The organism is Actinomadura barringtoniae, from assembly GCF_017573505.1.
Classification (GTDB): Bacteria; Actinomycetota; Actinomycetes; order Streptosporangiales; family Streptosporangiaceae; genus Spirillospora; species Spirillospora barringtoniae.
Map to the genome: position 1 here is coordinate 261,079 of NZ_JAGEOJ010000008.1, position 25,540 is coordinate 286,618.

The window sequence follows — 25,540 nt, forward strand, 5'->3', positions numbered from 1 at the left end:
TTACGTGAGGGCATGGCCTCACTGATCGACGCCCTGCGTTCGTCCATTCCCGCGGAACGCGTGGTGACCGACCCCGACGTGGTCGCCGCCTACGTCCATGACGAGGCGCAATGGGCGCCCCACGGCGCCCCTGCGGTCCTCGTCCGCGCGGGCTCGACCGCCGACGTCCGCGCGGTGGTGCGGGCGTGCGCGCAGCGGTCCGTGCCCGTCGTGCCGCGCGGCGCGGGGACCGGCCTCTCGGGCGGGGCGAACGCGCTGGACGGCTGCGTACTGCTCTCGCTCGAGGCGATGAACGAGATCGTCGAGATCGATCCGCACGAGCGCCTCGCCGTCGTACAGCCCGGCGTGGTGAACGACGACCTGCGCGCGGCCTGCGCCGAGCAGGGCCTGTGGTATCCGCCGGACCCGGCCAGCTCCCCCTGGTCGACGATCGGCGGGAACGTGGCGACCAACGCGGGCGGCGTCTGCTGCGTCAAGTACGGCGTGACCCGCGACTATGTGCTGGCCGTCGAGGCGGTCGTCGGGCGCGGCGAGGTCGTGCGCCTCGGCCGTCGTACCGCCAAGGGCGTGGTCGGCTACGACCTGTGCGGGCTGATGGTCGGCTCGGAGGGCACGCTGGGCGTGGTCACCGAGATCACCGTCCGGCTGCGCGCCGCCCGTCCCGCCGAGCAGACCGTCGTCGGCTACTTCGACACGCTGGCCGCCGCGGGCGAGGCGGTCAGCGCGGTGACGGCGGCCGGGGTCGTGCCGAGCGCGCTGGAGCTGGTCGACCGGCACTGCCTGCGCGCGGTCGACGAGTGGAAGAACATGGGCCTGTCCGCCGACGCGAACGTGCTGCTCCTCGGCCGTACCGACGCGCCGGGCGAGGCGGGCGACCGCGAGGCCGACGCGATGGTCGACTGCTTCAAGCGGGCGGGCGCGACCTGGAGCGCGCGGTCGACCGACGAGGAGGAGGCCGAGGCGCTGTTCTCCGCGCGCCGGCTGGCCTACCCCGCGCTGGAACGGCTCGGGCCCGTGCTGACCGAGGACGTGTGCGTACCGCGCGCCCTGGTGCCCGAGATGCTGACCCGGATCGAACGGGCCGCACGCGACAACGACACCCACATCGCCAACATCGCGCACGCGGGCGACGGCAACCTGCACCCGCTGATCATCGCCCCGGCCGGCGACGACGAGGCCCGCCGCCGCGCACAGCGCGCGTTCGACCAGATCGTGGACGACGCGATCGCGCTCGGCGGGACCGTCAGCGGCGAGCACGGCGTCGGTCTCCTGAAGCGCCGTGGTCTGCACGCCGAGCTGGACCCCTCCGTCGTGGCCCTGCATCACGGGGTCAAGAACGCCCTGGACCCGGCGGGCATCTTCAACCCCGGCAAGGTCTTCGGCACGCCCTAACGCTCTGCGTTTAGGCCTTGTGACCAAGGCGGCGGCGGGGTTACGGTCTCCCACTATCAGGAAAGTTTCCTATTAGCAGGAGGCCGGACAGACGCATCGGGGCCTCGGGGGAGCCCGGCTTCCACCCCGTCCATCCGCGTCGTCATCAGGAGTGACCTTGAGACGCACGACCCCGCCCCTCGCCCTCGCCACCCTGGCACTCGCGCTCCTCACCCCATCCACCGCGCACGCCGCAGTGCGGGCCGCCGCCGCTCCCACGGCCGCCGCTCCCAGCACCACCGGCTCGCACACCACCGGCTCGCGCTCCGCTCCCAAGCTGGCGGCCGGCTCGGGCGCCGCGCCCTACCTGTTCCTGGGCTGGGGTGACCCGCCCGCCCCGTCCACCGTGATGAACGCGACCGGCATCAAGCAGTTCACGATGGCGTTCATCCTGTCCAGCGGCGGCTGCAACCCCGCCTGGGACGGCAACCGCCCGCTCGCCGGCGGCACCGACGAGCAGACCATCGCCCAGATCCGCGCGGCGGGCGGCGACGTGCTGCCCTCGATCGGCGGCTGGCAGGGCAACAAGCTCGGCCCGAACTGCCCCGACGAGCAGTCGCTCGCGGGCGCCTACCAGAAGGTCATCGACGCCTACGGCCTGAAGGCGATCGACGTCGACATCGAGAACACCGACGAGTTCGAGAACGAGGCCGTCCAGGACCGCATCCTGGGCGCCCTGAAGATCGTGAAGCAGCAGAACGCCGGCATCACCACGATCCTGACGTTCGGCACCTCGACCACCGGGCCGAACTACTACGGCACGCGCCTCATCAAGCGCAACGCCGAACTGCAGGCGGGCGTGGACATCTTCACGATCATGCCGTTCGACTTCGGCGGCGGCTCGGACATGTACCAGAGCACCGTCAACGCCTCCGAGGGCCTGAAGGACGCGCTGAAGTCGGCCAACGGCTGGTCGGACGCCGACGCGTACGGGCACATGGGCATCTCGGGCATGAACGGGCTGTCGGACCAGCAGGAGACGACCTCGCCCGAGACGTGGACGAAGATCCGCGACTGGGCCAAGTCCAAGGGGCTGGCGCGCCTGGCCTACTGGGCGGTCAACCGCGACCGGCCCTGCCCGGGCGGCGGCGTGGTCTCCAACTGCAGCGGCATCGCCCAGGACGAGTGGGAGTTCACCAAGATCACGGCAGGCTTCTGACCTCCGTCGTGACCCCCGCGACCCCGAGGGCCGCGATCAGCGTGGCGGCGGCCGACTCCACGAGCCGTTCGACCGGCACGTCCTCGTGGGCGAGCCGGTCGAGGATCAGCTCGTCCAGGTAGCCGACCCAGGCGCGCATCGTGGCCCGCAGCAGCGGCGGAACGGGTTCGCCGATCGAGAGGGCGCCCAGTATCCGCTGGGCGCCCTCCCAGCGAGAACCCTCCACGATCTCCCGCACCTCGGCATCGGAACCCAGCCCGCCGCGCACGATGGCGAGGAACCCGTCTGAGTTGGCCTCGATGAACTCGATGTGCCGCCGGATCCCGTTCCGCAGCTGTTCCTCAGGCGTCTCGCCCTCCACCGGCGCGTCCCGCACCTCGCGCAGCCGATCCGCCGCCGCCCGGATGGTGGCCAGGTAGAGCCCCCGCTTGTTCTCGAAGTGATGGGCGATGAGCCCGTACGCGACGCCGGCGCGCTTGGCGATCTCGGTCGTGGTGACCTCGTCGTACGCGCGCTCGATGAACAGCTCCCCCGCGGCTTCGATGAGCCGTGCCCTCCGGTCGACCATGGTGCTAGTCTCCCGTACTGATTGATAATCAGTCAACTTGAGGAGCCGTCATGACCGACCTCCGAGGGTCACGGATCCTGCTCACCGGCGCGTCCAGCGGCATCGGCCGCGCGCTGGCCATCGCCCTGGCAGGCCACGGCGCGCGCGTCGCCGTCTCGGCCCGCCGCGAGCCCGAGCTGCGCAAGCTGCCCGCCGAGCACGTCCTGCCCGCCGACCTCTCTATCCGCGGCGCCGCCGCCACGCTGGCCGAACGAGCCGCCCACGCGATGGGCGGCATCGACATCCTCATCAACAACGCCGGCGTCAGCGTGATCGCCCCCCAATCAGACCTGGGCGACGACGACGAGGCACGCGCCTCGTTCGAGACCAACTTCTGGACTCCCCTGGCGCTCGCCCGCGCGGCCCTGCCCGCGATGCCCGGCAACGGAACGATCGTCAACGTCACCTCGACGGTGCAGTCCGTCCCGCTCCCCCTGCTCGGCTACTACGCCGCGTCCAAGTCGGCGCTCGCCCAAGCAACCCGCGCCCTCCGTCACGAACTCCGCCACACCGACATCCGCGTCCTGGAGATCGTCCCCGGCTCGACCGACACCCCACTCCGCGACATCGACCTGCTCCCCTGGCGAGGCGGCAAGCCACCCCGCACCTTCCCGCCCGTTCCGCCCGAATCAGTGGCCGCCGCGACCATCAAGGCACTCCGCAAGAACAAGCAGCGCATGGTCCACCCCGCCTATTCACTCGCACCCCTAGAACTGCCGGTCATAGGCCGCCTGGTGGCATCGATCGCGGCCCGTCGCATCCGAACGGAGTCGGAAACTCTGCCCACACCGTGACACCCTCGCCGTCCCCGTCATAACCCCACCGTTCGCTCAACGCGGCGAGCAGCATCAGCCCGCGCCCATTTTCGGTGAGTGGATCGACCTCCCGCGTGATGCCCGGCCGCCCCAGGCCGCCGTCATCGGTCACCTCCGTACGGACCACACCCGAGCCCGCCGAGAGGGTGACCGTCACCCAGCCGCCCTCACCCGACCGGCTGTGCCGGATCGCGTTGCCGAACTTCTCGGTCAGGCACAGCTGGATGTCGTCCAGCCGTGGATGGTCCGCCCCCAGCAGATCCCCCGCGAACTGCCGCAGCTGCCGTACCGAGCGGCTCTCACCCAGCAGCGTGATCGTGCCGATCACCACCAGTCCGTCGGTCACGCCACGTTCTCCTTCCGTTTGCGTCGTCCACGGAAGGTTCGTCCCACCCGGTGATCGCCATCTCGCGTTCGATCCCGGGCTAAAAGATCGACGGGCTAAAAGGTCATCGGATTGAAGATTCAGCCGCCGAGAATCCTGTACTCATCCGGGCACGGAGCGTGAAACGGTGTCAACATGCCCTCGGTCCGGTACCGCCGCATCGGAAGCGCCCTCCGCCAGGCCCGCGAGGCGGCGGGCCTGACCATAGAAGCCGCCGCGCGCCGCTACGGCCGCTCCCCCGGCTGGATCAGCACGACCGAGAACGGCCTCCAGCCCATCCGAGTGGACGACCTCGGCGACCTCCTCGACTTTTACAAAGTGCAAGACCCGATCCTCCGCGAATCCCTTCTTCACCTGGCCCGCCAAGGCCGCAAGAAGAACTGGGAACGCGAGTTCCAGAACCATGTATCCGCCGCATCGCTCGATCTGGCCAGTCTGGAGTGGGACTCATCCGAGATCTGTACGTTCCAGCCCAACCTCATACCTGGTCTGCTGCAGACACCGGACTACACGCGCAGCCTCATAGCCGCGAGTCTTTATGACGAGGACCGGCGACCAGATGACTTCGTGAGGTTTCGGCTAGCGAGACAGCGTGTTCTCTCGAAGGCTCAGCCCCCGAACTATGTCGCAGTCATTGGGGAGGCCGCCCTACACCAGCAGGTCGGCAGTTCTGAAGCAATGCGCACCCAACTCCGGCAGCTACGCGAGGCCGCACAGCTAAGCCACATCACCGTGCGGATCCTCCCATACTCAGCAGGTGCTCACTTGTGGCTGACGGGTCCCTTCGATCTCTTCAGACTCCTGCCACCTGGCCGGCTGACGGTTTCAGTGTTCGAACTCTTCAAACAAAGCTCTTTCGTCGAGGACCCGAAGGAGGTCGCCAGCCACGAACAACTCTTCGCCCATCTACTGTCCGGCACCTTGGATGAAGCCCATTCTCTCAATGTCGTCGACCGGATACTCTCAACGCCATGAAGGCACCGGAGTTGCGGGGCGCCTGGTGGCGCAAGAGCAGCTACAGCGGCGGCAGCGAGGGCAGCTGTGTAGAGGTTGCGTCCGTCTGGCAGAAGAGCAGCTACAGCGGCGCCAGTGAAGGCCAGTGCGTCGAGGTCGCGGCCGCTTGGCACAAGAGCAGCCGTAGCGGCGGCGACGAGGGCGACTGTGTTGAGGTTGGGAGTGCCTCGGGGCGGTTGGTGGCGGCTCGGGATTCCAAGGATCCTGAGGGGCCTGCGCTGTGCTTTGAGCAGGGCGAGTGGCGGTCGTTCTTCACCAGCATCAAGTCAGGCGTATACGGCTAAGCTCCCAGGTCATGTCCTACGTCGATCACACGGGCGAGATCAGCGCGGTGCTGCGGACCGCCGACGACATCAAGTCGCTGACCTACCCGAACGGCACCACGACCGTCTTCACCGCGCCGGGGTCGGCGACCATGGGCCAGTTCGGGCTGTTCGAGTGGAACATGGTCGCTCAGAGCTCGCGTTCAGGCGGCCACTTCCACAAGACCTTCTCCGAGTCGTTCTACATCGTGAGCGGGCAGGTCGAACTCTTCAACGGCGAGAAGTGGGCCACGGCCAACCCTGGTGACTTCTTCTACGTGCCGATGGGCGGCGTCCACGGGTTCTGCAACCCCGCCGAGGCGGAGGCCAAGATGCTGGTCCTGTTCGCCCCCGCGCCGCCCCGCGAGAAGTACTTCGAGGCACTGGCCGAGATCCGCGAGTCGGGCCGCACCCTCACCGACGAGGAGTGGACCGCCCTCTACGCCGAGCACGACCAGTACATGGTCTGACGGCCCTGCCTCACTCCTTCCACCACGGCTCTTCGCCCTCCTGGGCGATGAACTCGTGGAAGTCCATGTTGCCGATCTCCAGGTTGCAGGCCAGCGATCCGACCTCGCGGCAGGGCAGGAGCATGGCCTGGCCAGGGGTGTCGTAGAGATCGACGACGGTCAGCGGTCGGCCGGGTTCGGTGAACGTTCTGGCATCGGCGAGCGCGACCAGTGTGGTGTGCAGCTTGGGCGCGGTCAGCGCCGGAACCTGGCCCGGCAGGAGATCGCTGAACGCCCGGTCGTCGACGACCCTGGCCGTGAGCGGATAGTTGTCCACGTCGATCTCGTCCGGGTCCAGGTCAGCACCGACCCATCGGCCACTCTCATCGACGCCGCCCAGGTCGGCGAGCAGCGCCTGCCATCCCGCCTCGTCATCGAACGATGTGCGGACCAGCAGCGCGGCGTCGGTGGACGGCAAGGCCGGGAAATCTCGACGGAGTGGCGTGGTCGGCGTGGTGAAGGCCGGCCGGGCACCGTCGCCCTCGTAAACGCCGAGCACGTCCATGCCGCGCACCAGATCGTCGAAACCGAGCGCGCCGCCGAGCAGGGCCGTCAGGACCTCGCCTAGCCGGGCCGACGGCACCCGGACGCCGCGTCCGGGCACCACGGCCACATCCACCAGCAACGGCCCGGCCCCGCCATAGGTCACCGCAATGTCGGCCAAGACGACGACCGGTGCGGATTCGCCTTCCGGAACGAGCGCAGGGACGTTCCCACCGTGCAGGTAGTCCCAGCCACGGCCTTCCACCAACCGCACCCGCGCGTCGCCCAGGACGAGCACGTCACCCTGCCTGCCGCCTCCGATCTCGCCTAGCAACTGGCCCCACCGTGCCTTGCCGTTCTCGTAGCTCGTGCACACCAACAACACCTCGCCGGGCGCGGACTGAAAAAGCTCGGGAAAAGTCATGGCTCGCATGGTGGTGCCCGGGTCGGACAATTCAGCGCGGGAGGAACGTGTCTAGGGCGTCGGCGACCAGGCCGGGTTGTTCGAGGGTCTGCATGTGCGGTGTGCCGGGCAACTCCACGTAGGTCGATCCGGGGATGGCCTTGGCGATCCCGGACATGATCTCCGGCGTGGTGGAGGCGTCCAACTCCCCCGCCAGAACGAGGACTGGGGCCTTGAAGTCGGACAGGCGTCCCTGCACGTTCAGGTCCTTGAACGCGTGCCAGGCCGCGGCCCAGTCCTGCGGCAGGAACCGCAGGATCCGCTCGCGGGCGTAGCGCACACCCCAGTCGTTGGTGGCAAGCGCAGGCCCGGTGAACCAGCGCGTCAGCGTCGGGACGACCTGTGCCTGCATCCCGTCCGCCTCACCCGACCGGCCGCGGTTCTCGAACGCCTCGGTGAACGCGAAGTCGGTGGTGGCCTGGAGGGTGAGCGAGGCGAACCGGTCGGGGTGGGCGACGGCGGCGGTCTGCGCGATGCCTCCGCCGAACGACAGGCCCGCGACGTGCGCCTGATCCAGGCCGAGCGCGTCCATCACCCCGATCAGGTCATCGCCAGCCTGGTCCATGGTGAACGGGGTGGGCGACCCGGCGGCCGAGCCGTGCCCGCGGATGTCGTAGGCGAACACCCGGCGGCCGACCGCCAGCCGATCCATCACCGGCTCCCACATTCGCCAGTCCAGGCCGAGCGAGTGCGACAACAACACGGCCGGACCGGCCTCTCCGCGCTGCGCCACCACCGTCTCGTGATCGTTCAGCCGCACCCGGTGCAGCCTGGCCGGTTGCGAGATCCCCGCGTCGGTGAGCACCCGGTCGATGACCTCAAGCGCCGTCAGCCCGCGCGGGAACCCCGCGTACACCGCCACATGCTCGGCCAGCGCCCGCAACTCATCCGCACCGACGCCCTGGTGCAGCGCGCCGCGCACATGCGTCGCGAGCTTGCCGTCGGCGCCGCCCAGCGCCGCGATCACCGCGACACTCGCCAGCTCCCGCGACTGACGGCTCAGCTCCGGGTGCGTCATCGGCCCCGCGAACGTCTCCAACATCGTCGCGTGCACATCCGGCGATGAGGCCTTGATCCTGTCCAGACCCGGCTCCGCCGGAACACCGATCAACTGCTCGAACTCGTGCTCGCCGCGCTCAAAGCGATCCATGGCTGCCTCCTTGTCAGGCCTCTGCGGGAGCATCGGCGGCGCGGTTCATGGTGAGGAGTGCGATGAGGAGCGCCGCCACGTAGAACCCGCCCCCGACGAGGATTCCGGTGGTGTAGCCGTGGGTGAGGGCGTCGGGCAGCGGGTGGCCGGGCAGCTGGTGCTTGGTGGCCTCGGTGGCGATGGCCGCCAGCACGGCCAGGCCGAGGGCGCCGCCGATCTGCAGGGTGGTGTTGATCAGGCCGGAGGCGATGCCGGTGTCGCGGTCGGCGACGCCGCGTACTCCGGCGATGGTCACGGTGACGAAGGCCAGGCCGAGGCCGAGACCGGCGACGAGCTGTGCGGGCAGCAGGACCGTCCAGGGGTTCTGGCCCGGCGCCAGGAGACCGAACCAGCCCATTCCGATGGCGGCGACCAGCAGCCCGATCGCGGTGACCGAACGTTCCGACATGCGGCCCAGCAGCTGCGGGCCGATGCCGCCTGCGGAGACGCCGATGCCGATGGCGAACGGCAGGTAGGCCAGGCCGGTCTCCATCGGCTTGTAGCCCTTGACGACCTGCATGTAGAGCGTGAGGAAGTAGAACGTGGCGAGCATGCCCGCGCCCAGCAGGAAGTTGACCAGGTTGGCGCCGGCACGGCCCCTGTCGGCCAGGATGGCGGGCGGCATCATCGGCGCGGCGGCGGTGTACTGGATGACGGCGAACGCGATCAGCAGCACGGCGGCGGCGCCGAAGAAGACGAGCGAGGTCCCGTCGGTCCAGCCGTGCACGTTGGCGCCGTTGATGGCGTAGACGAGCGAGCCGAGGCCCAGGATGACGGTGAGGGCGCCGGGCAGGTCGATCTTGCCGCGCTCGCGGTCGCCCTCGACGAGCACGGTGGTCCCGGCCAGCACCGCGATGGCGATCGGCACGTTCACGAACAGGATCCACCGCCAGTTCAGGTACTCGGTCAGCGCGCCGCCGAGCAGCAGGCCGACCACAGACCCGAGCCCGCCCATCGCGCCGTAGACGCCGAGCGCCTTGTTGCGTTCAGAACCCGCCGGGAACGTGGTGGCCAGCAGCGACAGCGCCGTGGGCGCGGCGATCGCCGCTCCGACTCCCTGGGCGATCCGGGCCGCGATCAGCACCGAACCCGTGGTGGCGAAGCCACCGGCGAGCGAGGCCAGCGTGAACACCACCAGGCCGGCGCGGAACATCCGCCTGCGCCCGAAGAGGTCACCGGCGCGGCCGCCGGCGAGCAGCAGGCCGCCGAACGACAGGGCGTAGGCGGTCATCACCCAGTTCAGGTCGGCCGCCGCCATGTGCAGCGAGTTCTGGATGCTGGGCAGGGCGACGGTCACGATGGTGGCGTCCAGCACCAGCATCAGCTGAGCCGCTGCGATCACCAGCAGGGCCAGGCCCAGCTTTCTCCCGCCCGCTTGGGGCGGTGAACCGGGAGGCGGTGAGTCCGGGGCGGCGGACGGGTCGTTTCTGGTCTGTGTGGTCATGAGCCTTCTCCTCTGTACGGGTTGGGGGGTCGGTGTTCGCGGCGTAGCCGGCGGGTGGCGCGGTCGGCGTCGGCGGCGACCGAGACGCTGCGGAACTCCCCGCCGGCCTCGGCCACCCAGAACGCGCGGGCGATGATGGTCGGCCTGACGGGCTGGACCGCGTCGGCGCGGCCCGCGAACAGGACGGCGACCTGGTCACAGCCGGGCGGGAGCTGGCCCCAGGCCAGCGCCCACGGAGCCTGGCCGCGCCTGGCGCGGAAGCCGCCACGCAGCAGGATGGAGACGAGCGAGTGGGCCACGGCCACATCGAGCAGCCCGTCGCGGTCGTCGTGGATCTGCAGGGCGGGCCGGCGGTCGGGACCCCGGCCGATCCGGACGGTGTAGCCGCTTCGGGGAAGGCAGCACCCGCCCGGCGTCCCGGCCTGCCACGGCACAGCCGTGGCAGGCTCGATGAGGCGATCGGTCGTCACGGACGCTCCGCGGCTATTCGGCCGCGGCCGGACGCCACTGCTCGTCGGGCGAGACGCCCGGGAGCGGCCTGCCCGTCAGCGCGAGCGCGATGAAGAAGCTCACCTGGCCGACGGCCATGGTGAGGGTGGCCAGCGCCTTGTCCTCGTAGAGGGCGGACGCCCGCGCGTACAGTTCGTCGGAGACGCGCTCACCGTGCGGGTTGGGCGTGAGCACCGCCTCCACCAGCTCCAGCGCGGCGCGTTCGGCGTCGGAGAAGTAGGGCGCGTCCCGCCAGGAGGAGACGGCGGTGATCCGTTCCTCCGACTCCCCCGCCCGGCGCAGGTTCCCGGTGTGCAGAACGGTCAGGTAGGTGTTGCCGACGATCTGCCCGGCGCGCAGCTGGACCAGCCCGATCGTGGTGCGCGGGATCGAGCCGTTGCCGGTGGCCTTGAACAGCGCGCCGCCGACCTCGCCGAGTTCGGGAACGAGCTGCTGGGGGTTGGGCATGCGTGAACTCATGGTTCCTCCATGTGGTTGTGATCGTGTGAAACGGAATGTGGAACGGGATGTGGAACGGGAGTGGTCAGTCGGTGTGCCGGACGAGCGGCCAGTCGACGGCGACGCGCGTGGCGTTGGTGACGTGGTTGGTGAAGACGTTGAGGGCGACGTGCGCGGCGACCTCGACGATCTGTTCCGGGGCCAGGCCCGCCGCGCGGCCGGCCGACAGCTCGTCGGCGGTGACCGAGCCGTTGCGCCGCAGCATCGCGGCGGCCAGCATCAGGGCGGCGGCGGCCACCGGGTCATCGGCCTCGCCGCTGCGCGCCCGGGTGGCCTCGGTCTCGGTCAGCCCGGCCAGCTTGGTGGCGACGTAGGTGTGCGCGGACAGGCAGTAGTCCGAGCCGTGGTGCTGCGCCACCAGCAGAGCGATCCGTTCGCGGACCGCCATCGGCAGGCTCCCCTCGCGCAAGGCACCGGCCAGGCCCAGGTAGCCCCGGAGGGCCGCCGGGCTGTTGGCCATCGCCTTGATCATGTTCGGGGTGATGCCGAAGACGTGCTGGGTGGCATCGAGCAGGCTCGCCGCCTCACCGGTGGCGGTCTCTGGCTGGATCAGCGGAAAACCTTGCATGGCTGAAGCCTGTGCCGCCGCGTTGATGGATCGGCGATGCGTCCGCGATGAGGCCGGAGACGGCATGACCACGCCGCCTCATCGTGAACGCATAGCGGATCTAACAGCGGCGTTCCTCATGCTGGGCCCGGATTGATTGATCGTCTGCGATCTGGACGGATCTGGATCGGCGAAGGGACTCGGCATGTCGTTGGATCGGCGTAAGGCATTGGCGCTCGGAGCCGGTACGGCCGCGGCCGCATTGGTGACGACGCGTGGGGAGGCGTTGGCTTCGACCGGGCGTTCCGTGCCCGGCGATGACAGGCTGGCGCGGTCGCTGCCCGGCGGCTTCCGCAGCCACCACGCGAACGTGAACGGGACGCGGTTGCACTATGTGGCCGGCGGTAAGGGTGATCCGCTCATCCTCGTGCCGGGCTGGCCCGCGACGTGGTGGAGCTACCGCAAGGTCATGCCGGCCCTCGCCCGCCACTACCGCGTCATCGTCGTCGACATCCGCGGCATGGGCGGATCGGACAAGCCGCAGGGCGGGTTCGACAAGAAGACGATGGCGCGGGACATCTACGAGCTGGTCCGCAAGCTCGGCTACCGCAGCGTGAACATCGCCGGGCACGACATCGGCGCGATGGTGGCGTTCAGCTTCGCCGCCAACCACGCGGCGGCGACGCGCAAGGTGGCGCTGCTGGACGTCCTGCACCCGGACGAGGACCTCTACACAATGCCGATGCTGCAGCCGCCGGGCGGCGACATCAACATGTGGTGGTTCGCGTTCAACCAGGTGCCGGTACTGCCCGAGCAGCTGATCGCGGGCCGGGCGCGCTACCTGATCGACTGGCACTACGGCATCGGCCTGGTCGACCAGTCGAACGTCGCCGACGCCGACCGCGCGGTCTTCGCGCACGCCTACGACACCCGTGACGCCGTTCGCTGCGGCAACGGCTGGTACAAGGCCATCCAGCAGGACATCGAGGACATGAAGGGCTACTCCAAGATCACCGCGCCCCTGCTGGGCCTGGCCTCCCCGCACGCCTACGACTGGTTCAGGTGGACGCTGCCGAAGGAGACGACCGACCTGCGCGGCGTCGTCAGGTTCGAGGCCCTTCACTGGCTGTGCGACGAGGAGCCTCAGCTCGTCATCCGGTCCCTGCGGGAGTTCTTCTCTTGATCTCGTACGGCGATGTGAAGGCGGCGGCCGACCGGATCGCCGGTGCCGTCCGGCCCGTGACGGTCGTGCCGCTCGATCCCGGCCTCGTCGACGGCCCGGGGGTGCACGCGGCACTGGAGTTCATGCAGCACAGCGGTTCGTTCAAGGCGCGCGGGGCGGCGAACTTCGTGGCCGCGCTGCTGGAGGCCGGGCGGCTGCCGGCCACAGGGCTGGTCGTGTCGACCGGCCGGAACGCCGACCTCGGGTTCGCCTGGGCCGCCGCGCGGCACGGCGTGCCGGTGACCGCGTTCCTGGCCGAGAACGCTCCGGCCGCCAAGGCCGAACGGCTGCGGATGTTCGGCGCGCACGTACGCCTGGAAGGGGCGGATCAGGCCGAGGCGGCCGAGGAGGCCCGTCGTTTCGCCGTACGCACCGAGGCGATCGACGCCTCCACGTTCGACAACGTTCTCACGGCGGCGGGCGCCGGCACCCTGCTACCCGAGATCATCGCCGCCGTTCCGGGCCTGGACACGGTCGTCGTCGCGGTCGGCGCCGGCGGGCTGTTCTCCGGCGTCACGGCCGCGGCCGACCATCACGGCGTCCGCGTGGTCGGCGTCGAACCCACCGGCTGCCAGGCCTTGCACGCCGCGCTCGCGGCCGGTGAGGTCGTGGACGTTCCCGTGGATTCGGTCGCCGCCGATTCACTGGGTGCCCTCCGCGTTTCCCACGATGCGCTCGCGTGGGCGCGCACGGCGGACGTCCGCTCGGTGCTCGTGGACGACGATGCGATCGTCGATGCCCGGCAACAGCTCTGGGACCGGCACAGGCTCGCGGTCGAGCACGGCTCCGCGGCCACGCTCGCCGCGCTGATCTCGGGTGCGTACGTTCCCGGGCACGGGGAGAGGGTCGCGGTGGTCCTGTGCGGAGCCAACACAGACCCCGCCGATCTCAATGATCACATCGCGTCGAGCTCGGCCAGGAGGGCGCGAAGGTCATCGGCCTCCGGCAGGTCGAGCTCGGTGTAGACGTCGAGTGCCCGCTCGGCGTGATCGCGGGCGTCACGGGTCCGGCCGAGGGCCCGATCGACGCCGGCGAGCCCTGCGAGGGCGCGGGCCTGTTCATGCCGGTTGCCCGACTCCTCGGCCATGGCCAGGGCGGCTTCGAACTCGTCGGCGGCACGGGAGAGATCTTTTGCGGCGTGGGCGGCCTCTCCCAGCCCGTTCAGCGCGGACGCCTCGAAGCTGCGGCTGCCGAGCTCGCGGTAGAGCTCCTGAGCCTGCCGATGAAAGTCGCGGGCCTGCTCGTACCTCTCCTGGCCCCTGCTCACGATTCCGAGACCGTTCAGCACGAGGGCCTCACCGGCCCGGTTGCCGAGCTCTCGGTGCAGGTCCAAGGCCTGCTGGAGGTCGTCGCGGGCCTGGTCGTACCGGCCTTGCTGCTCATGGACCATGCCGAGGGCGTCCAGTACGTGCGCCTCGCCCACCCGGTTGCCGATCTCGCGGCAGATCTCCAGGGCCTTCCGCAGATGCCGGTACGCCTGGTCATGCTCACGCTGCCGTGCGCGGACCCGGCCCATGGTGTTGTACGCGCGGGACTCGCCGTAGCGGTCGCCGACCTCCTCGCACACCTTCAAGGCCTCCGAGGAGAGCGCGTACGCCTGCTCGTAGCGGCACTGCCGTACGTACGCCCAGCCCAGGTCGATCAGGGCGCCGGCCTCACCGTCCCGGTCACCGACGCGCCTGCCCGCCTGCAGCGCCTGCGTGTGCACCGTGATCGCGTCCGAGAGATGAGCGTGCCCGTCCAGGTAGGGCCGCAGGATCGCCGCGAGGTGGCCGGCGTGGTCGGGGCGGGCGCGGTGGGCCAGGTCGGTGAGGGGGGCGACGAGATTGGCGCGCTCGGCGTCCAGCCATGCCGCCGCGTCGTCGGGGCCGTGGAACGGCACGGCGGGCGCCGTGAGCTCGGGGATGTGCCGCCGCTGCGGTCGGCCATGGGGGAAGAGGAGATCGACCGCCGCGCGGGCGGTGACGACGTAGTGGTCGAGCAGCCGGGCCGTCGCGGCCTCGCGCGCGGCGTCGGTCTCCTCCGTGGCCGCGATGGAACGGGAGTGCTCGCGCAGCAGATCATGCAGGGCGTACCGGCCAGGCTCACGCTGCAGCACGGCGTGCGCGTCCAGGAGGTTCTCCAGCAGCTCTTCGGCCTCGTGAACGGGGAGGTCGGCCAGCGCCGCCGCGACGTGCGGTTCGATGTCGTGGCCCGGGTGCAGGCCCAGGAGCCGGAACATGCGCTGCTGGTCAGGAGGAAGCTGCTCATAGGTGAGCGTGAACGCCGACGCGATGCTCCGGTCGGCCGTGGACAGCTCGGCGAGCCGGCGCCGCTGGTCGCGCAGGCGGTCGGCGAGGTAGGCGACGGTCCACTGCGGGCGATGATGAAGACGAGCGGCGGCGATCCGTACGGCCAGCGGCAGGAACCCGCACAGATGCAGGACGTCCAGGACCGCGATCGGCTCGGCGTGCGCCCGGTCTCCGACGATGCGGGTGAACAGCTCGACCGCGTCCCTGGCGGGCAGCAGGTCCACCGACAGGGTCTGCACCCCGTCCAGGCCCGTCAGCCGTCTGCGGCTGGTGACCAGGACGAGGCTGTCGGTGAAGCCGGGCAGCAGGGGCCGTACATGCTCGGCGTCGGTGGCGTTGTCCAGCACGGCCAGGACCCGGCGGTCGGCGAGTTCGGCCCGCCACAGCTCGGCGCGGCCGGTGAGCGAGGGCGGAATGCGTTCGGCGGGGATGCCGAGCTGCCGCAGCAGATGCTCCAGCGCTGCCTCGGCCTCGACCGGCGCGTGGCCGGCGGTGTGCGCGTGCAGGTCGACGAAGAGCTGACCGTCGGGATAGCGGTCCGCGAGCCGGCGTGCCGCGCGTACGGCCAGCGCCGTCTTGCCGATCCCCGCCATGCCGTCGACCGTCGCGACCCGCACCCCGTCCGCCGAGGACCGGACGAGGCGGTCGAGCTCGACCGTACGCCCGGCGAGGTCCGGCGTGTCATAGGGCAGGAAGCAGCGCCCGGATCCGCCCCGGCGCTCTCTTCTCGGCTCAGGGAAGTCAATGGAAGCCGCCTGTTCGGCGACCGGTGCCTCTCGTCGCGGGGTCGCGACGCCCGCGTCGTCGCGGAGGATCGCCTGTTCCAGCGCGACGAAGGCCCGGCCCGGATCCAGGCCCTGCTGGTCGGCGAGCGCCGTACGGAGGGATCGTCCGGCCGTCAGCGCGTCGGCCTGCCGTCCGGCCCGGTGCAGAGCCAGCATGAGCTGGCCGCAGAGCCGCTCCCGCAACGGGTTGGCCGCCGCCGGCCCGCCCAGTTCGTCGATGAGTGCCTCGTGGCGGCCGAGTGTCAGTTCGATGTCCGCCAACCGTTCGATCGCCGTCAGCCGCCGCTCTTCCAGACGGGCCCGAGCGGTGGCGACGTAGTCGGCGTTCACCCCCGCGAAGGCCTCCCCCCGCCACAGTCCGAGCGCGGTGCGGATCTGCGCGGCGGCGGCCTCAGGATCGCCCTCGCCCTGCGCCTGAGCGGCGGTGACCAGGGCGTTGAACTCATCCAGGTCGAGCTGCCCGGGAGCGGGCTGCGCCACGTAGCCTGCCGCCCGCGTCTCCAGTACGCCTTCCGCCCCGGCCGCTCGGAGCACTCTGCGGATCGCCGTCACCGCCGCGTGGATCTGTGCTCGCGCCGTGTCCGGAGGAGTCTGGCCCCACACCGCGTCGATCAGCCGGTCGGCGCTGAGCACGGTCCGGGCGTTCAGGAGCAGGTAGGCCAGGACCGCGCGGTGGCGCGGCGTCGCGCCCGGCACGGGCCGCTCTCCGGCCGTCACTTCCACGGGACCGAGAATCGTGAACCGCGCTCGGTCGCCGGGCTGACCCGATCCTGTCACCGTGCTCTCCCCCTCGTGCGCCCTCATCGGGCTCTCAACGGGCGCCGGCCTTGGCGCGCACCGCGGCGACGTAGCGGACGGTGAAGATCATCGGGACCACGAAGCCGGCGACCTGGATCAAGGTGGCGGGGGTCGAGTGCGCGTTGCCCGCGTGGGCGAAGACCGCCAGCACGACGGCGGTGACGGCGAAGGCGGCGGTCCACACGCCGGTGATGATCACGTTGGTCCGGACGAACAGCGGCTGGTCCCAGAACTCGCGCGGGGTCGTCTGCTTGGCGATGCCCAGCGTGAACGGCTTGCCGACCAGCAGCGAACCCCCGGCGATCACCGCCAGCGTGCCGGAGGACAGGGCGGCGGAGTAGTCGTGCACGGGCGAGTGCGGGTCGGCGAAGGCGATCGCGGCCAGCACGGCGAAGAAGACCGCCGACCCGACCTCGATGATCATGGCGTCCCAGCCCGCCCCGGCCGCGCGCTGCTGGACGATCACCACGACCGCGACCACCAGACCGGCCAGCGCCGCCCACTTCCACTGGCTGGACGGCAGGACCGCGAAGATGATCCATGGCAGGAAGGTCTTGACGTACGACATCGTTCGGCCTCTTCCGTTCAACGCTCCAGTTGTGACATGTCAAAAATAGACACTCTGCAGACGACATGTCAATATTGGAATGTCAGATCCAGGGCACCCCAGCCGGTCACATCGGCACCGTGGAATCCGTCAGACCGGTGACGGGGTCGCCGCCGTGGCCACCGACCACTCTCGTCAAAGCCCTGAACTGGATCAACGTAGACTTCGCGCCCGTGCCGATAAGGCACCGGTTATGAACGGAGGTGAGGGCCGATGGAGCTTCGGGACATCGAGATCTTCCTGACGCTGGCCGAGGAACTGCACTTCGGCCGCACCGCCGAACGCCTGCACGTGTCCCAGGCCCGCGTCAGCCAGGCGATCAGCCAGCAGGAACGCCGTCTGGGCGGGGCCCTGTTCGATCGCTCCAACCGCCGCCAGATCCGCCTCACCCCGCTCGGCCGCCAGCTCCGCGACGACCTTCACCCCATCTACGAGGGGCTGCGCGACAGCCTGGAGCGCGCCCGGCTGGCCGCCCAGGGCGTCACCGGCGTGCTCAGGCTCGGCAGCATGGGAGTGCAGGGCTGGATGATCCAGGAGATCGTGGACCGGTTCCGCGCCGCGCACCCGGACGCCCGGCTCGAGCACCGCGAGCTCAACCCCGTCGACCCGCTCACCCCGCTGCGCGAGGGCGAGCTGGACATTGCCCATCTGTGGCTGCCGGTCAACGAACCCGACATCACCGTCGGCCCGATCACCCACTCCTCACCGGCCTTTCTCGCCATGGCCAAGACCCACCCCTACGCCGACCGCGAGTCCGTCAGCCTGGAGGACTACGGCGACCTGACCTTCATGGGACACCGGTCACCGATCCCGGCGTCCATGGAGGAGGTCTTCCAGCCCTTCCACACGCCGTCCGGGCGCCCGATCGCCCGCGGCCCGATCATCAGCGACTGGGAAGGGCAGCTCAAGGCGGCCAGCTCCGGACAGGCAGTCGCCCCTACTGCGGCCGAAGCCATCGACTTCTACCCCAGACCCGACCTGGTCTACATCCCCGTCCGCGACGCCCCGCCCATTCGCTGGGCCTTCGCCTGGCGCGCCACCGACACCAACCCACTGATCCGCGCCCTCGCCGACGCCGTCGACACGGCCACCGGCGATACGGCCACCGGCGACACGGCCACCGACACCGACACCGACACCGACACCGACGACTGATTCCTACCAGCGGTCGATGTGGAGGACCTCGTCGAGGGGCTGGCGCGGGGCGGGCTTGAACGTCTCGCCGGTGTAGTAGGCGGTCGGGACCAGCGCCGCCTGGTGCACGCCGTCGGGGATGCCGAGCAGCTCGGAGATCTCCTTCTCGTACGCCAGGTGGAGGGTGGTCCACGCCGTGCCGAGCCCGCGCGCCCGGGCCGCCAGCATGTAGTTCCAGACGGCGGGCAGCAGCGATCCCCATCCCCCGGCCTGGTTGCCGTCGCTGAGCTTGATCCTCAGGCACGGGATCAGCAGCACGGGCGCCTCGCCCATGTGCTCGCCCAGGTAGGCGACGCTGTCGCCGACGCGCTGCTGGACCTTCGACCGCTCCTGGTCGTCGGCGAACAGCTTGGCCGCCGAGTACTGCGACTCCAGGTAGCGCTCGACCGAACGCCGGTAGAAGTCACCGACCGCCGCCCGCTGGGCGGGGTCGGTGATGACGATCCACTGCCAGTCCTGGCGGTTGCTGCCGCTGGGCGCCTGCATGGCGATCTCCAGGCACTCCCGGATCAGCTCCATGGGCACGTCACGGGTGAGGTCGAGGCGCTTGCGGACCGTACGGGTGGTGGTCAGCAGCTCGTCGGGCGTCAGCGGCAGAGTGGTCATGACCTTGATGATTACATGCGCGTCGCGGTGACCACGATGGTGGTGTAGTTCATCGTGAAGGCGCCCCCGAGGCGGTCGAGCGCGGCGCCGACCTCGGCCAGGATCTCGTTGAGCCGGTCGGCCGGGAGTTGGGTGGCGACGCCCTGGGTGGGCAGCACGTCCAGCCACTCGTCACGGGTGTACGGCTGGGTCCACTCGAACTTCCACTGCTCGGGCTCGGTGAACGCGCCCGCCTGGCGGATGCCGTCCATCGCCTTGGTCAGCGGGGCCGAGTAGGCCTCCACGGACACGTTGCTGTAGGCGCGGGCGGCCAGCGAGCCGGGCATCAGGCGGTTGTAGAGCTCGCCGAACGCCTCGGTCACGTCGGGTGGAGTCAGCGCCACGTTCCAGAACAGTGCCAGCCGGCCGCCGGGGCGCAGGACCTCGGCCGCCTTGGCCGCGCCCGCGACGGGGTCCACCCAGTGCCAGGTCTGGGCGGCGATGAAACCGTCGTAGCGGCGGCCCGCCGGGTCCCAGGTCTCGATGGTGGCCTGTTCGGACTCCAGGCCCCGGCCCCGGGCGAACTCGGCCATGCGGGCGTCGGGCTCGACCCCGAACACCCGGCATCCGGCCGCCTGGAACTGCCGGGCGGCGATGCCGGTGCCGGAGCCGACGTCGAGGATCTCGGGGCCGGGGGTGGCGGCGACGACGCGTTCGACCATGGCGTCGGGATAGCGGGGGCGGGTGCGGTCGTAGCGCTCGGCGTCGATGCCGAACGACTCGGCCATGCCCCGCTGCCGGTGGGATTCGCCGACGGGTTCGGGTGAGGGGCCGGAAGGTAGAGTGGGCATGCGCCCACTCTAGTGGGCACGTGCCCACTCGTCGATAATCATGCGAGGAGAGAGCCGGGGAAGGGATCGCACATTGCCGACCGGGGTGGCCCTGCGGGACGCTCGCGAGCAGCTGTTCGATGCTGCGGAGCGGATCCTGCTGAGGGACGGGCCGAACGCGCTGACCAGCCGGGCGGTGACGACGGAGGCGGGCTGCGCCAAGGGCGTGCTGCACCGCCACTTCACCGACTTCGACGCGTTCCTCGCCGAGCTGGTGCTGGACCGGATCGCCCGGGTCGAGGCCCAGGGCGAGGCGCTGCGCGCGGCGGCGGGGAGCGGGAGCGTCGCGGACAACCTCATCGGCGCGCTGACCGAGGTCTTCGAGTCGGTCGCGGTGGGGATCGTCGCGCTCATCACGGCCCGCGACGAGCTGCGCGCCAGGCTGCGGAAGGTCAGGCCGCCCGGCGTCCCGCTGGCGACCGAGGCGATGGTCATGATCTCCGGCTATCTGAAGGCCGAACAAGATCTCGGCCGGATCGCGGCGGGCGCCGACCTCGACGCGCTCGCACTCGCCCTCGTCGGGGGCGGCCACCTGCTTTTCGCGGGCAGGGAGGGCACGCCCCCGGAGGAGGTCGCCAAGCTCGTGACGACCGCCATCGCCGGTGTCACCTGAGCGGTCCGTGGCCATGGGTCGGCCGGAGTCACATGACCGGGCGGCGGGTGGCGCGGCCGCCCTTGGTGATGGTGGCGCTGACGTTCACCCACTTGCTCAGCCGGAAGAACTTCACCGGGCTGCCGCTCACCATCTCCTTGTACATCACGGCCCAGCGGCCGGTGATGTGGAAACGGCCGGGGGTGTCGTCGGCGTGGGTGAACTGGATGACGCCGTCCTTGCGGCCGAGGCTCACCGGCTGGTGGAAGTAGCCGAACCGGAACGGCCTGTCCTTGCGGCCGCGCAGCCGCCGCACGATGGCGTCGGCGACGTGGACGGCGGTCGGCATGCCGCTCTGGCAGGTGCCGTGGACCTCGCCCCAGCCGAGGCGCACGGCCGCCGCGTCGCCGATCGCGAAGACGTCCGGGTGCGAGACCGAACGCAGCGTCGCGTCCACCACGACCAGCCCGCGGCCGTCCACGGCGAGACCCGCGCCCGCGGCCAGCGGTGAGACCTTGACGCCGGCGGTCCACAGCGAGGCGTCCGAGGGGACCAGCTCGCCGCCCTCCATCTCGATGGCGTCGGGCAGGACCTTGGTGATGCGCTCGCCGGTCTTCAGCGTGACCCCGAGCCGGTCCAGCGACCGCAGCAGGTAGGCGCGGGCCTTGGCGCCCATCATCGCGGCGGGCTCGGTCAGGCTGATCAGCGTGACGTTCAGGCCGGGGTGGCTCTCGGCGATCTCGGCGGCGGCCTCGATGCCGGTCAGTCCCCCGCCGCTCACGGTCACCGTGCCGCCCGCCGCGGCCACCTCGGCGAGGCGATCGGCGAACCGCGCGGCGTTGCCGATGCCGTTCAGGGTGAACGCGTGGTCGTCGGCTCCGGGGACCTTGCTCGTGTCGGTGGCGCTGCCCAGGGCGTACACCAGCGTGTCGTAGGGCAGCACCCGGTCGCCGACCGTCACCTCGCGGGTGTCGGGGTCGATCGCGGAGGCGAAGCCCTGCACGAAGGTGACGCCGGTGCCGGCGAGCAGGTCCTCGATCCGGTGGTCGGCGAGCTCCTGCCCGGAGGCGATCTGGTGCATCCGCAGCCGCTCGGTGAACCGGGGCGAGGGGTTGACCAGGGTGATCCGAACGTCCATGCGGCGGGTCCGGTGCGCGAGGCGCGCGGTGGCCATCATGCCGGTGTAGCCGGCGCCGAGGACGACGATGCGGTGGGTGTTCATCTCCAGCTCCTTAGCTCGTGCTGTCGACCCCAAGGACTGGAACGGCCGCGTAGACGTGACATCCGTCCGATGTGACCTGGGTCACCCCTTGACGAACGGGCCTGAGCAGGATAGAAAACCAAGTAGTTATTTAACCGAGAGGTTATGTGCATGCTGGACACCACCTTCGCCGCGCTGGCCGATCCGACGCGGCGAGCGATCCTCAGGCGGCTCGCGGAGGGCGAGGCGACGGTGACCGAACTGTCCGCCCCGTTCGCCATGAGCCAGCCCGCGATCTCCAAGCACCTGAAGGTGCTGGAGCGCGCCGGGCTGATCTCGCGCGGCCGCGACGGCCAGCGGCGCCCCTGCCGGCTGGAGGCGGGGCCGCTGAAGAACGCGATGGACTGGATCTCCGACTACCGCGACTACTGGGAGGAGAGCTACCAACGACTCGACGCCCTCCTACTGAACGAACCGAGCGACCTGAACGAGCTGAACGACGGGGAAGAGGACCAGTCATGAGCCTCTCGGTCAGCACCCCGTCCGACACCGAGGTCGTTCTCACCCGGACGTTCGCGGCGCCGCCCGCGCGCGTGTTCGCCGCGTTCACCCAGCCCAACCTGCTGCGCCGCTGGCACGGCGCACGCGGCTGGAACCTGGTGGTCTGCGAGGTGGACCTGCGGCCCGGCGGTGCGTGGCGGTTCGTGTCCCGCAACCAGGACAGCGGCGCCGAGATGACGATGAGCGGCCTCTACCGCGAGGTCGAACGGCCGACCCGCATCGTCAACACCGAGACCCACGACGACTGGACCGAGGGCACGGCCCTCATCACCACCGTCTTCGACGAGCGCGACGGCCGGACCGCCATGGCCACGACCGCGCGCTACCCCTCCCGCGAGATCCGCGACCTCGTGCTGCGTTCCCCGATGGAACGAGGCGCGGGCGAGGCCTACGACCGCCTCGCCGAACTCCTGAACACCACCACCTGAACACCACCACCGAAAGGCGCAGATCATGGAACCCACCACCCTGCCCGTCACCCCCGGCGCGTTCCTGCTGGAGCTCGTGCCGATCCCGGTCAGCGACGTCGAGAAGGCCAAGGAGTTCTACACCGAGCGCCTCGGCTTCCACGTGGACGTCGACGTCCGCCCGGCCGAGGGCGTTCGCATCGTTCAGCTGTCCCCGCCGGGCTCGGCCTGCTCGATCTGCCTGACCGAGGGCGTGCCGCAGCTCGACAACCAGCCGGGCTCGGTCCGCGGCCTGCACCTGGTGGTCAGCGACATCGAGGCCGCCCGCCAGAGCCTCATCGACCGCGGCCTGGAGCTCTCGCGGGTCGAGGACCTGGGCGGCGTCTTCTACGCCTGGTTCGCCGACCCCGACGGCAACACCTGGGCCCTGCAGCACATGCCCTGGAGGAAGTGATCCGACGGCGATCCCCCGGTCCCGAATCCCGGCCCCGAATCCCGGCCCCGAACTCCCGGCGATTGACATGCAACCTTTTGGCTGCCTATTCTCGGGAGAGCAACAGGCAACCAAAAGGTTGCATTAGTGGATGATGGAGCGATGGACGAGGTCTTCAAGGCGCTCGCCGATCCGAGCCGGCGACGGCTGCTGGACGGGCTGAACGCGCGCAACGGCCAGAGCCTGCGCGAGCTGTGCGCGGGGCTGGACATGACCCGGCAGGCGGTCACCAAGCACCTGGCGGTGCTGGAGGCGGCCGGCCTGGTCACCACCGCGCGCCAGGGCCGGGAGAAGCTGCACTACCTCAACGCCGCGCCCATCCACGACATCACCGAACGCTGGATCGGGCGGTACGACCGGCGGCGCCTGGACGCGCTGTCCGATCTGAAGCAGGCACTGGAGGATCCCGTGAGCCAGACCGAGTTCGTCTACGTCACCTACATCCAGACCACGCCAGAGAGGCTCTGGCAGGCGCTGACCGACCCCGCGTTCATCCGCCGCTACTTCGACGGCGGCGGCCCCGAGTCCGACTGGAAGGTCGGCTCGCCGGTGAAGTGGAGCATGAACGCCGAGGACGAGCTGCACGACTGGGACCAGCGGGTCCTGGTCTCCGAGCCGAACCGCAAGCTCTCCTACACCTGGCACAACTACCAGCCGGAGATGCGGCAGTTCTTCGACTGGACCGACGAGCAGTTCGCCGAGCTGGTCAAGGAGAAGCGCGCGAAGGTCACCTTCGAGATCGAGCCCGCCGGGTCGGCCGTGAAGCTCACCGTCGTGCACGACGACTTCGAGCCCGACAGCGAGATGCTGAAGGGCATCAGCGGCGGCTGGCCGAGCATCCTGTCCAGCCTGAAGTCGCTGCTGGAGACCGGGGAGCCCCTCTCGACCTCATGAGCCGTCATGAACCCTCATGAGCCGTCATGACAGGCGGGCGGCCTGGGCGTTCAGGTAGCGCTCCTGCGGGAGGCTGGCCGTGCGCCGGGCCGCCTCCTGGTAGGCCGCACGGGCCGCGGCCGGGTCGCCCGACATCTCCAGCAGGTGCGCCCGAACGGCGTGGAGGCGATGATCGCTCGCGAGGCGTTCGTCGGCGGCCAGGTCGTCCAGCAGGACCAGGCCCGCGGCCGGGCCGTTCACCATCGCCGCGGCGACCGCGTGGTTCAGCCGTACGACGGGGTTGTCGTCGATGCGCAGCAGCAGCCCGTACAGCGCCATGATCTGCGGCCAGTCGGTCTCGGCCGACGACGGCGCCTCGTCGTGCACCGCGGCGATCGCCGCCTGGAGCTGGTACGGGCCGGGCTCGCCGCGCGGCAGCACCTCGCTGATGAGGGTGATCCCCTCGGCGATCTGCTCGGCGTTCCACAGCGCGCGGTCCTGCTCGGCCATCGGGACGAGCGCGCCGTCCGGGCCGGTGCGCGCCGGGCGCCGCGCGTCGGTCAGCAGCATCAGCGCCAGCAGGCCCGCGACCTCGCCGTCGCCCGGCAGCAGGCGGCGAACGAGCCGGGCCAGCCGGATCGCCTCCGCCGACAACTCGGTGCGGGCGAGGTCGGGCCCGGACGTGGCGGCGTAGCCCTCGTTGAAGACCAGGTACAGCACGTGCAGGACGGCGCCGAGGCGTTCGGCGTGGCCCGGGGGCAGGCCGAACGGGACGCCGCTCTCCTTCACCGCCCGCTTGGCCCGCGTGATCCGCCGCGTCATCGTCGCCTCGGGCACCAGGAACGCGCGGGCGATCTCCGCCGTGCTCAGGCCGCCGACGGCGCGCAGCGTGAGCGCGATCTGCGACGCGGCCGACAGGGCCGGATGGCAGCACATGAACAGCAGGATCAGCGTGTCATCGGAGTCGGCGGTCTCAGCGGCCCCTGCCGCGGCGTCGGGCAGCTCACGCCACGCGGCGACGGTGTCCTCGCGCCGCCGCCGGGCCTGGTCGGCGCGCAGCAGGTCGGTGAGGCGGCGGGAGGCGACCTTCACCAGCCAGCCGCGCGGATTCTCCGGAACACCGTCGCGCGGCCACTGCACGGCCGCCGCCAGCAGCGCCTCCTGCACGGCGTCCTCGGCGAGGTCGAAATGCCCGTACCGCCGCACGAGCGCGCCGAGGACCTGCGGCGCCAGCTCGCGCAGCAGATCCTCGGCACGTCCGGCGGCGTCGGGCGTGGTCACTCCAGTTCGTCCATGGACCCGACGCAGGGCCGCACGTCCACGTACCACTCGCGTCCGAGGTCCAGGCCCTCGGGATGCGGGGTGTCGGCGAGCTTGGCGGCGATCTCGGTCGCGCGGTCGAAGCTGGCGCAGTCGACGATCGTGTACCCGGCGAGGACCTCCTGGGTCTCGGCGTACGGACCGTCGGTCACCACCGGCACGCCGTCGCGCAGCCGGATCCGCCGCGCGTGGACGGGCGCGGTCAGGCCCTGCGCGTCGACGAACTCCCCCGACTCGACCAGGTCGTTGTTCCACTTGGTCATGAACGCGTGGAGCGCTTCCAGGTCCTCGGGCTTGAACGCGACGCCGTCGCCCTTCCCGGCGAGCATGTCGAAGTCGCGCTGCGAGCCGACCATCATGATCAT

General features: G+C 70.5%; 29 protein-coding genes. 14 read left to right on the forward strand and 15 right to left on the reverse strand.

Going from position 1 to position 25,540, the window contains the following annotated elements:
* Nucleotides 1-12: 12 nt before the first annotated feature.
* A complete protein-coding gene (locus J4573_RS21060; RefSeq protein WP_208257483.1) occupies nt 13-1,392 on the forward strand; it encodes an FAD-binding oxidoreductase in 1,380 nt (459 codons plus the stop codon).
* Nucleotides 1,393-1,549: 157 nt separating this feature from the next.
* Nucleotides 1,550-2,590 (forward strand): chitinase, encoded by a 1,041-nt coding sequence (locus tag J4573_RS21065; RefSeq protein WP_243773331.1) that lies wholly within the window; start codon nt 1,550-1,552, stop codon nt 2,588-2,590.
* On the opposite strand, the gene J4573_RS21070 is transcribed toward J4573_RS21065, so the two are convergent.
* Nucleotides 2,574-3,158, reverse strand: a complete 585-nt coding sequence (locus J4573_RS21070) for a TetR/AcrR family transcriptional regulator (protein WP_208257484.1) — start codon at nt 3,156-3,158, stop codon at nt 2,574-2,576. The two genes, J4573_RS21065 and J4573_RS21070, sit on opposite strands and share 17 nt — an antisense overlap.
* Before the next feature lie 50 nt (nt 3,159-3,208).
* On the opposite strand from J4573_RS21070, the gene J4573_RS21075 reads away from it, so the two are divergent.
* Nucleotides 3,209-3,991 (forward strand): SDR family NAD(P)-dependent oxidoreductase, encoded by a 783-nt coding sequence (locus J4573_RS21075; protein WP_208257485.1) that lies wholly within the window; start codon nt 3,209-3,211, stop codon nt 3,989-3,991.
* On the opposite strand, the gene J4573_RS21080 is transcribed toward J4573_RS21075, so the two are convergent.
* Nucleotides 3,918-4,358, reverse strand: coding sequence for an ATP-binding protein (locus J4573_RS21080; RefSeq protein ID WP_208257486.1), 441 nt, complete (start codon nt 4,356-4,358; stop codon nt 3,918-3,920). The genes J4573_RS21075 and J4573_RS21080 overlap by 74 nt on opposite strands.
* A 174-nt stretch (nt 4,359-4,532) precedes the next feature.
* Here J4573_RS21080 and J4573_RS21085 point away from each other — a divergent pair, with 174 nt between their 5' ends.
* From J4573_RS21085 to J4573_RS21095, 3 genes are read left to right on the forward strand one after another with little or no spacing between them, the layout of a single operon-like run.
* Nucleotides 4,533-5,372 (forward strand): helix-turn-helix domain-containing protein, encoded by an 840-nt coding sequence (locus tag J4573_RS21085; protein WP_208257487.1) that lies wholly within the window; start codon nt 4,533-4,535, stop codon nt 5,370-5,372.
* Nucleotides 5,369-5,695: a DUF397 domain-containing protein gene (locus tag J4573_RS21090; protein ID WP_208257488.1), complete on the forward strand. Its 327-nt coding sequence runs from the start codon at nt 5,369-5,371 to the stop codon at nt 5,693-5,695. Before J4573_RS21085 ends, J4573_RS21090 begins: the two co-directional genes overlap by 4 nt.
* An 11-nt stretch (nt 5,696-5,706) precedes the next feature.
* Nucleotides 5,707-6,183, forward strand: a complete 477-nt coding sequence (locus tag J4573_RS21095) for a cupin domain-containing protein (protein ID WP_208257489.1) — start codon at nt 5,707-5,709, stop codon at nt 6,181-6,183.
* 10 nt (nt 6,184-6,193) lie between these two features.
* Here the strand turns inward: J4573_RS21095 and J4573_RS21100 are convergent, their stop codons facing one another.
* From J4573_RS21100 to J4573_RS21125, 6 genes are all read right to left on the reverse strand, one after another.
* Complete coding sequence (locus J4573_RS21100) at nt 6,194-7,159, reverse strand: DUF6924 domain-containing protein (RefSeq protein ID WP_208257490.1); 966 nt, start codon at nt 7,157-7,159, stop codon at nt 6,194-6,196.
* 1 nt (nt 7,160) lies between these two features.
* Nucleotides 7,161-8,318: an alpha/beta hydrolase gene (locus J4573_RS21105; protein WP_208257491.1), complete on the reverse strand. Its 1,158-nt coding sequence runs from the start codon at nt 8,316-8,318 to the stop codon at nt 7,161-7,163.
* A gap of 13 nt (nt 8,319-8,331) precedes the next feature.
* Nucleotides 8,332-9,801 (reverse strand): MFS transporter, encoded by a 1,470-nt coding sequence (locus J4573_RS21110; RefSeq protein WP_208257492.1) that lies wholly within the window; start codon nt 9,799-9,801, stop codon nt 8,332-8,334.
* The gene (locus J4573_RS21115; RefSeq protein ID WP_208257493.1) at nt 9,798-10,271 is read right to left on the reverse strand and encodes a hypothetical protein; all 474 of its coding nucleotides are present in this window, start codon (nt 10,269-10,271) and stop codon (nt 9,798-9,800) included. Before J4573_RS21115 ends, J4573_RS21110 begins: the two co-directional genes overlap by 4 nt.
* Nucleotides 10,272-10,284: 13 nt before the next feature.
* Nucleotides 10,285-10,770: a carboxymuconolactone decarboxylase family protein gene (locus tag J4573_RS21120; RefSeq protein ID WP_208257494.1), complete on the reverse strand. Its 486-nt coding sequence runs from the start codon at nt 10,768-10,770 to the stop codon at nt 10,285-10,287.
* Between the two features lie 64 nt (nt 10,771-10,834).
* Nucleotides 10,835-11,377, reverse strand: coding sequence for a carboxymuconolactone decarboxylase family protein (locus J4573_RS21125; protein WP_208257495.1), 543 nt, complete (start codon nt 11,375-11,377; stop codon nt 10,835-10,837).
* Between the two features lie 184 nt (nt 11,378-11,561).
* Here J4573_RS21125 and J4573_RS21130 point away from each other — a divergent pair, with 184 nt between their 5' ends.
* Together J4573_RS21130 and J4573_RS21135 are read left to right on the forward strand one after the other, a co-directional pair.
* Nucleotides 11,562-12,539 carry an alpha/beta fold hydrolase gene (locus J4573_RS21130; RefSeq protein ID WP_208257496.1) on the forward strand — a complete coding sequence of 326 codons (978 nt, stop codon included), beginning with the start codon at nt 11,562-11,564 and terminating at the stop codon, nt 12,537-12,539.
* Nucleotides 12,536-13,543 carry a pyridoxal-phosphate dependent enzyme gene (locus tag J4573_RS21135; RefSeq protein ID WP_243773332.1) on the forward strand — a complete coding sequence of 336 codons (1,008 nt, stop codon included), beginning with the start codon at nt 12,536-12,538 and terminating at the stop codon, nt 13,541-13,543. The genes J4573_RS21130 and J4573_RS21135 overlap by 4 nt, the downstream gene beginning before the upstream one ends.
* Here J4573_RS21135 and J4573_RS21140 read toward each other — a convergent pair.
* Both J4573_RS21140 and J4573_RS21145 read right to left on the reverse strand, forming a co-directional pair.
* Nucleotides 13,474-16,377, reverse strand: a complete 2,904-nt coding sequence (locus tag J4573_RS21140; protein ID WP_208257498.1) for an AfsR/SARP family transcriptional regulator — start codon at nt 16,375-16,377, stop codon at nt 13,474-13,476. The genes J4573_RS21135 and J4573_RS21140 overlap by 70 nt on opposite strands.
* Before the next feature lie 88 nt (nt 16,378-16,465).
* A complete protein-coding gene (locus tag J4573_RS21145; protein ID WP_208257499.1) occupies nt 16,466-17,020 on the reverse strand; it encodes a hypothetical protein in 555 nt (184 codons plus the stop codon).
* A 252-nt stretch (nt 17,021-17,272) separates the two neighbouring features.
* On the opposite strand from J4573_RS21145, the gene J4573_RS21150 reads away from it, so the two are divergent.
* Nucleotides 17,273-18,214, forward strand: coding sequence for a LysR family transcriptional regulator (locus J4573_RS21150; RefSeq protein ID WP_208257500.1), 942 nt, complete (start codon nt 17,273-17,275; stop codon nt 18,212-18,214).
* Between the two features lie 3 nt (nt 18,215-18,217).
* Here J4573_RS21150 and J4573_RS21155 read toward each other — a convergent pair whose 3' ends face one another.
* Together J4573_RS21155 and J4573_RS21160 are read right to left on the reverse strand one after the other, a co-directional pair.
* The gene (locus J4573_RS21155) at nt 18,218-18,859 is read right to left on the reverse strand and encodes a nitroreductase family protein (RefSeq protein ID WP_208257501.1); all 642 of its coding nucleotides are present in this window, start codon (nt 18,857-18,859) and stop codon (nt 18,218-18,220) included.
* Nucleotides 18,860-18,870: 11 nt separating this feature from the next.
* Nucleotides 18,871-19,689: a class I SAM-dependent methyltransferase gene (locus tag J4573_RS21160; protein WP_208257502.1), complete on the reverse strand. Its 819-nt coding sequence runs from the start codon at nt 19,687-19,689 to the stop codon at nt 18,871-18,873.
* 73 nt (nt 19,690-19,762) lie between these two features.
* Here J4573_RS21160 and J4573_RS21165 point away from each other — a divergent pair, with 73 nt between their 5' ends.
* A complete protein-coding gene (locus tag J4573_RS21165; RefSeq protein ID WP_208257503.1) occupies nt 19,763-20,341 on the forward strand; it encodes a TetR/AcrR family transcriptional regulator in 579 nt (192 codons plus the stop codon).
* A gap of 28 nt (nt 20,342-20,369) precedes the next feature.
* Here the strand turns inward: J4573_RS21165 and J4573_RS21170 are convergent, their stop codons facing one another.
* Nucleotides 20,370-21,542, reverse strand: coding sequence for an NAD(P)/FAD-dependent oxidoreductase (locus tag J4573_RS21170; RefSeq protein WP_208257504.1), 1,173 nt, complete (start codon nt 21,540-21,542; stop codon nt 20,370-20,372).
* Between the two features lie 150 nt (nt 21,543-21,692).
* Between J4573_RS21170 and J4573_RS21175 the strand changes: the two genes are divergently transcribed.
* From J4573_RS21175 to J4573_RS21190, 4 genes are all read left to right on the forward strand, one after another.
* Nucleotides 21,693-22,043: an ArsR/SmtB family transcription factor gene (locus J4573_RS21175; RefSeq protein WP_208257505.1), complete on the forward strand. Its 351-nt coding sequence runs from the start codon at nt 21,693-21,695 to the stop codon at nt 22,041-22,043.
* The gene (locus tag J4573_RS21180; protein ID WP_208257506.1) at nt 22,040-22,510 is read left to right on the forward strand and encodes an SRPBCC family protein; all 471 of its coding nucleotides are present in this window, start codon (nt 22,040-22,042) and stop codon (nt 22,508-22,510) included. Before J4573_RS21175 ends, J4573_RS21180 begins: the two co-directional genes overlap by 4 nt.
* Nucleotides 22,511-22,535: 25 nt before the next feature.
* Complete coding sequence (locus tag J4573_RS21185; RefSeq protein WP_208257507.1) at nt 22,536-22,943, forward strand: VOC family protein; 408 nt, start codon at nt 22,536-22,538, stop codon at nt 22,941-22,943.
* 141 nt (nt 22,944-23,084) lie between these two features.
* Nucleotides 23,085-23,876: an ArsR/SmtB family transcription factor gene (locus J4573_RS21190; protein ID WP_208257508.1), complete on the forward strand. Its 792-nt coding sequence runs from the start codon at nt 23,085-23,087 to the stop codon at nt 23,874-23,876.
* 24 nt (nt 23,877-23,900) lie between these two features.
* Here J4573_RS21190 and J4573_RS21195 read toward each other — a convergent pair whose 3' ends face one another.
* Together J4573_RS21195 and J4573_RS21200 are read right to left on the reverse strand one after the other, a co-directional pair.
* Entirely contained in the window at nt 23,901-25,136 is a 1,236-nt protein-coding gene (locus J4573_RS21195) for an RNA polymerase sigma factor (protein ID WP_208257509.1), read from the reverse strand.
* Nucleotides 25,133-25,540, reverse strand: a complete 408-nt coding sequence (locus J4573_RS21200) for a YciI family protein (RefSeq protein ID WP_243773382.1) — start codon at nt 25,538-25,540, stop codon at nt 25,133-25,135. The genes J4573_RS21195 and J4573_RS21200 overlap by 4 nt, the downstream gene beginning before the upstream one ends.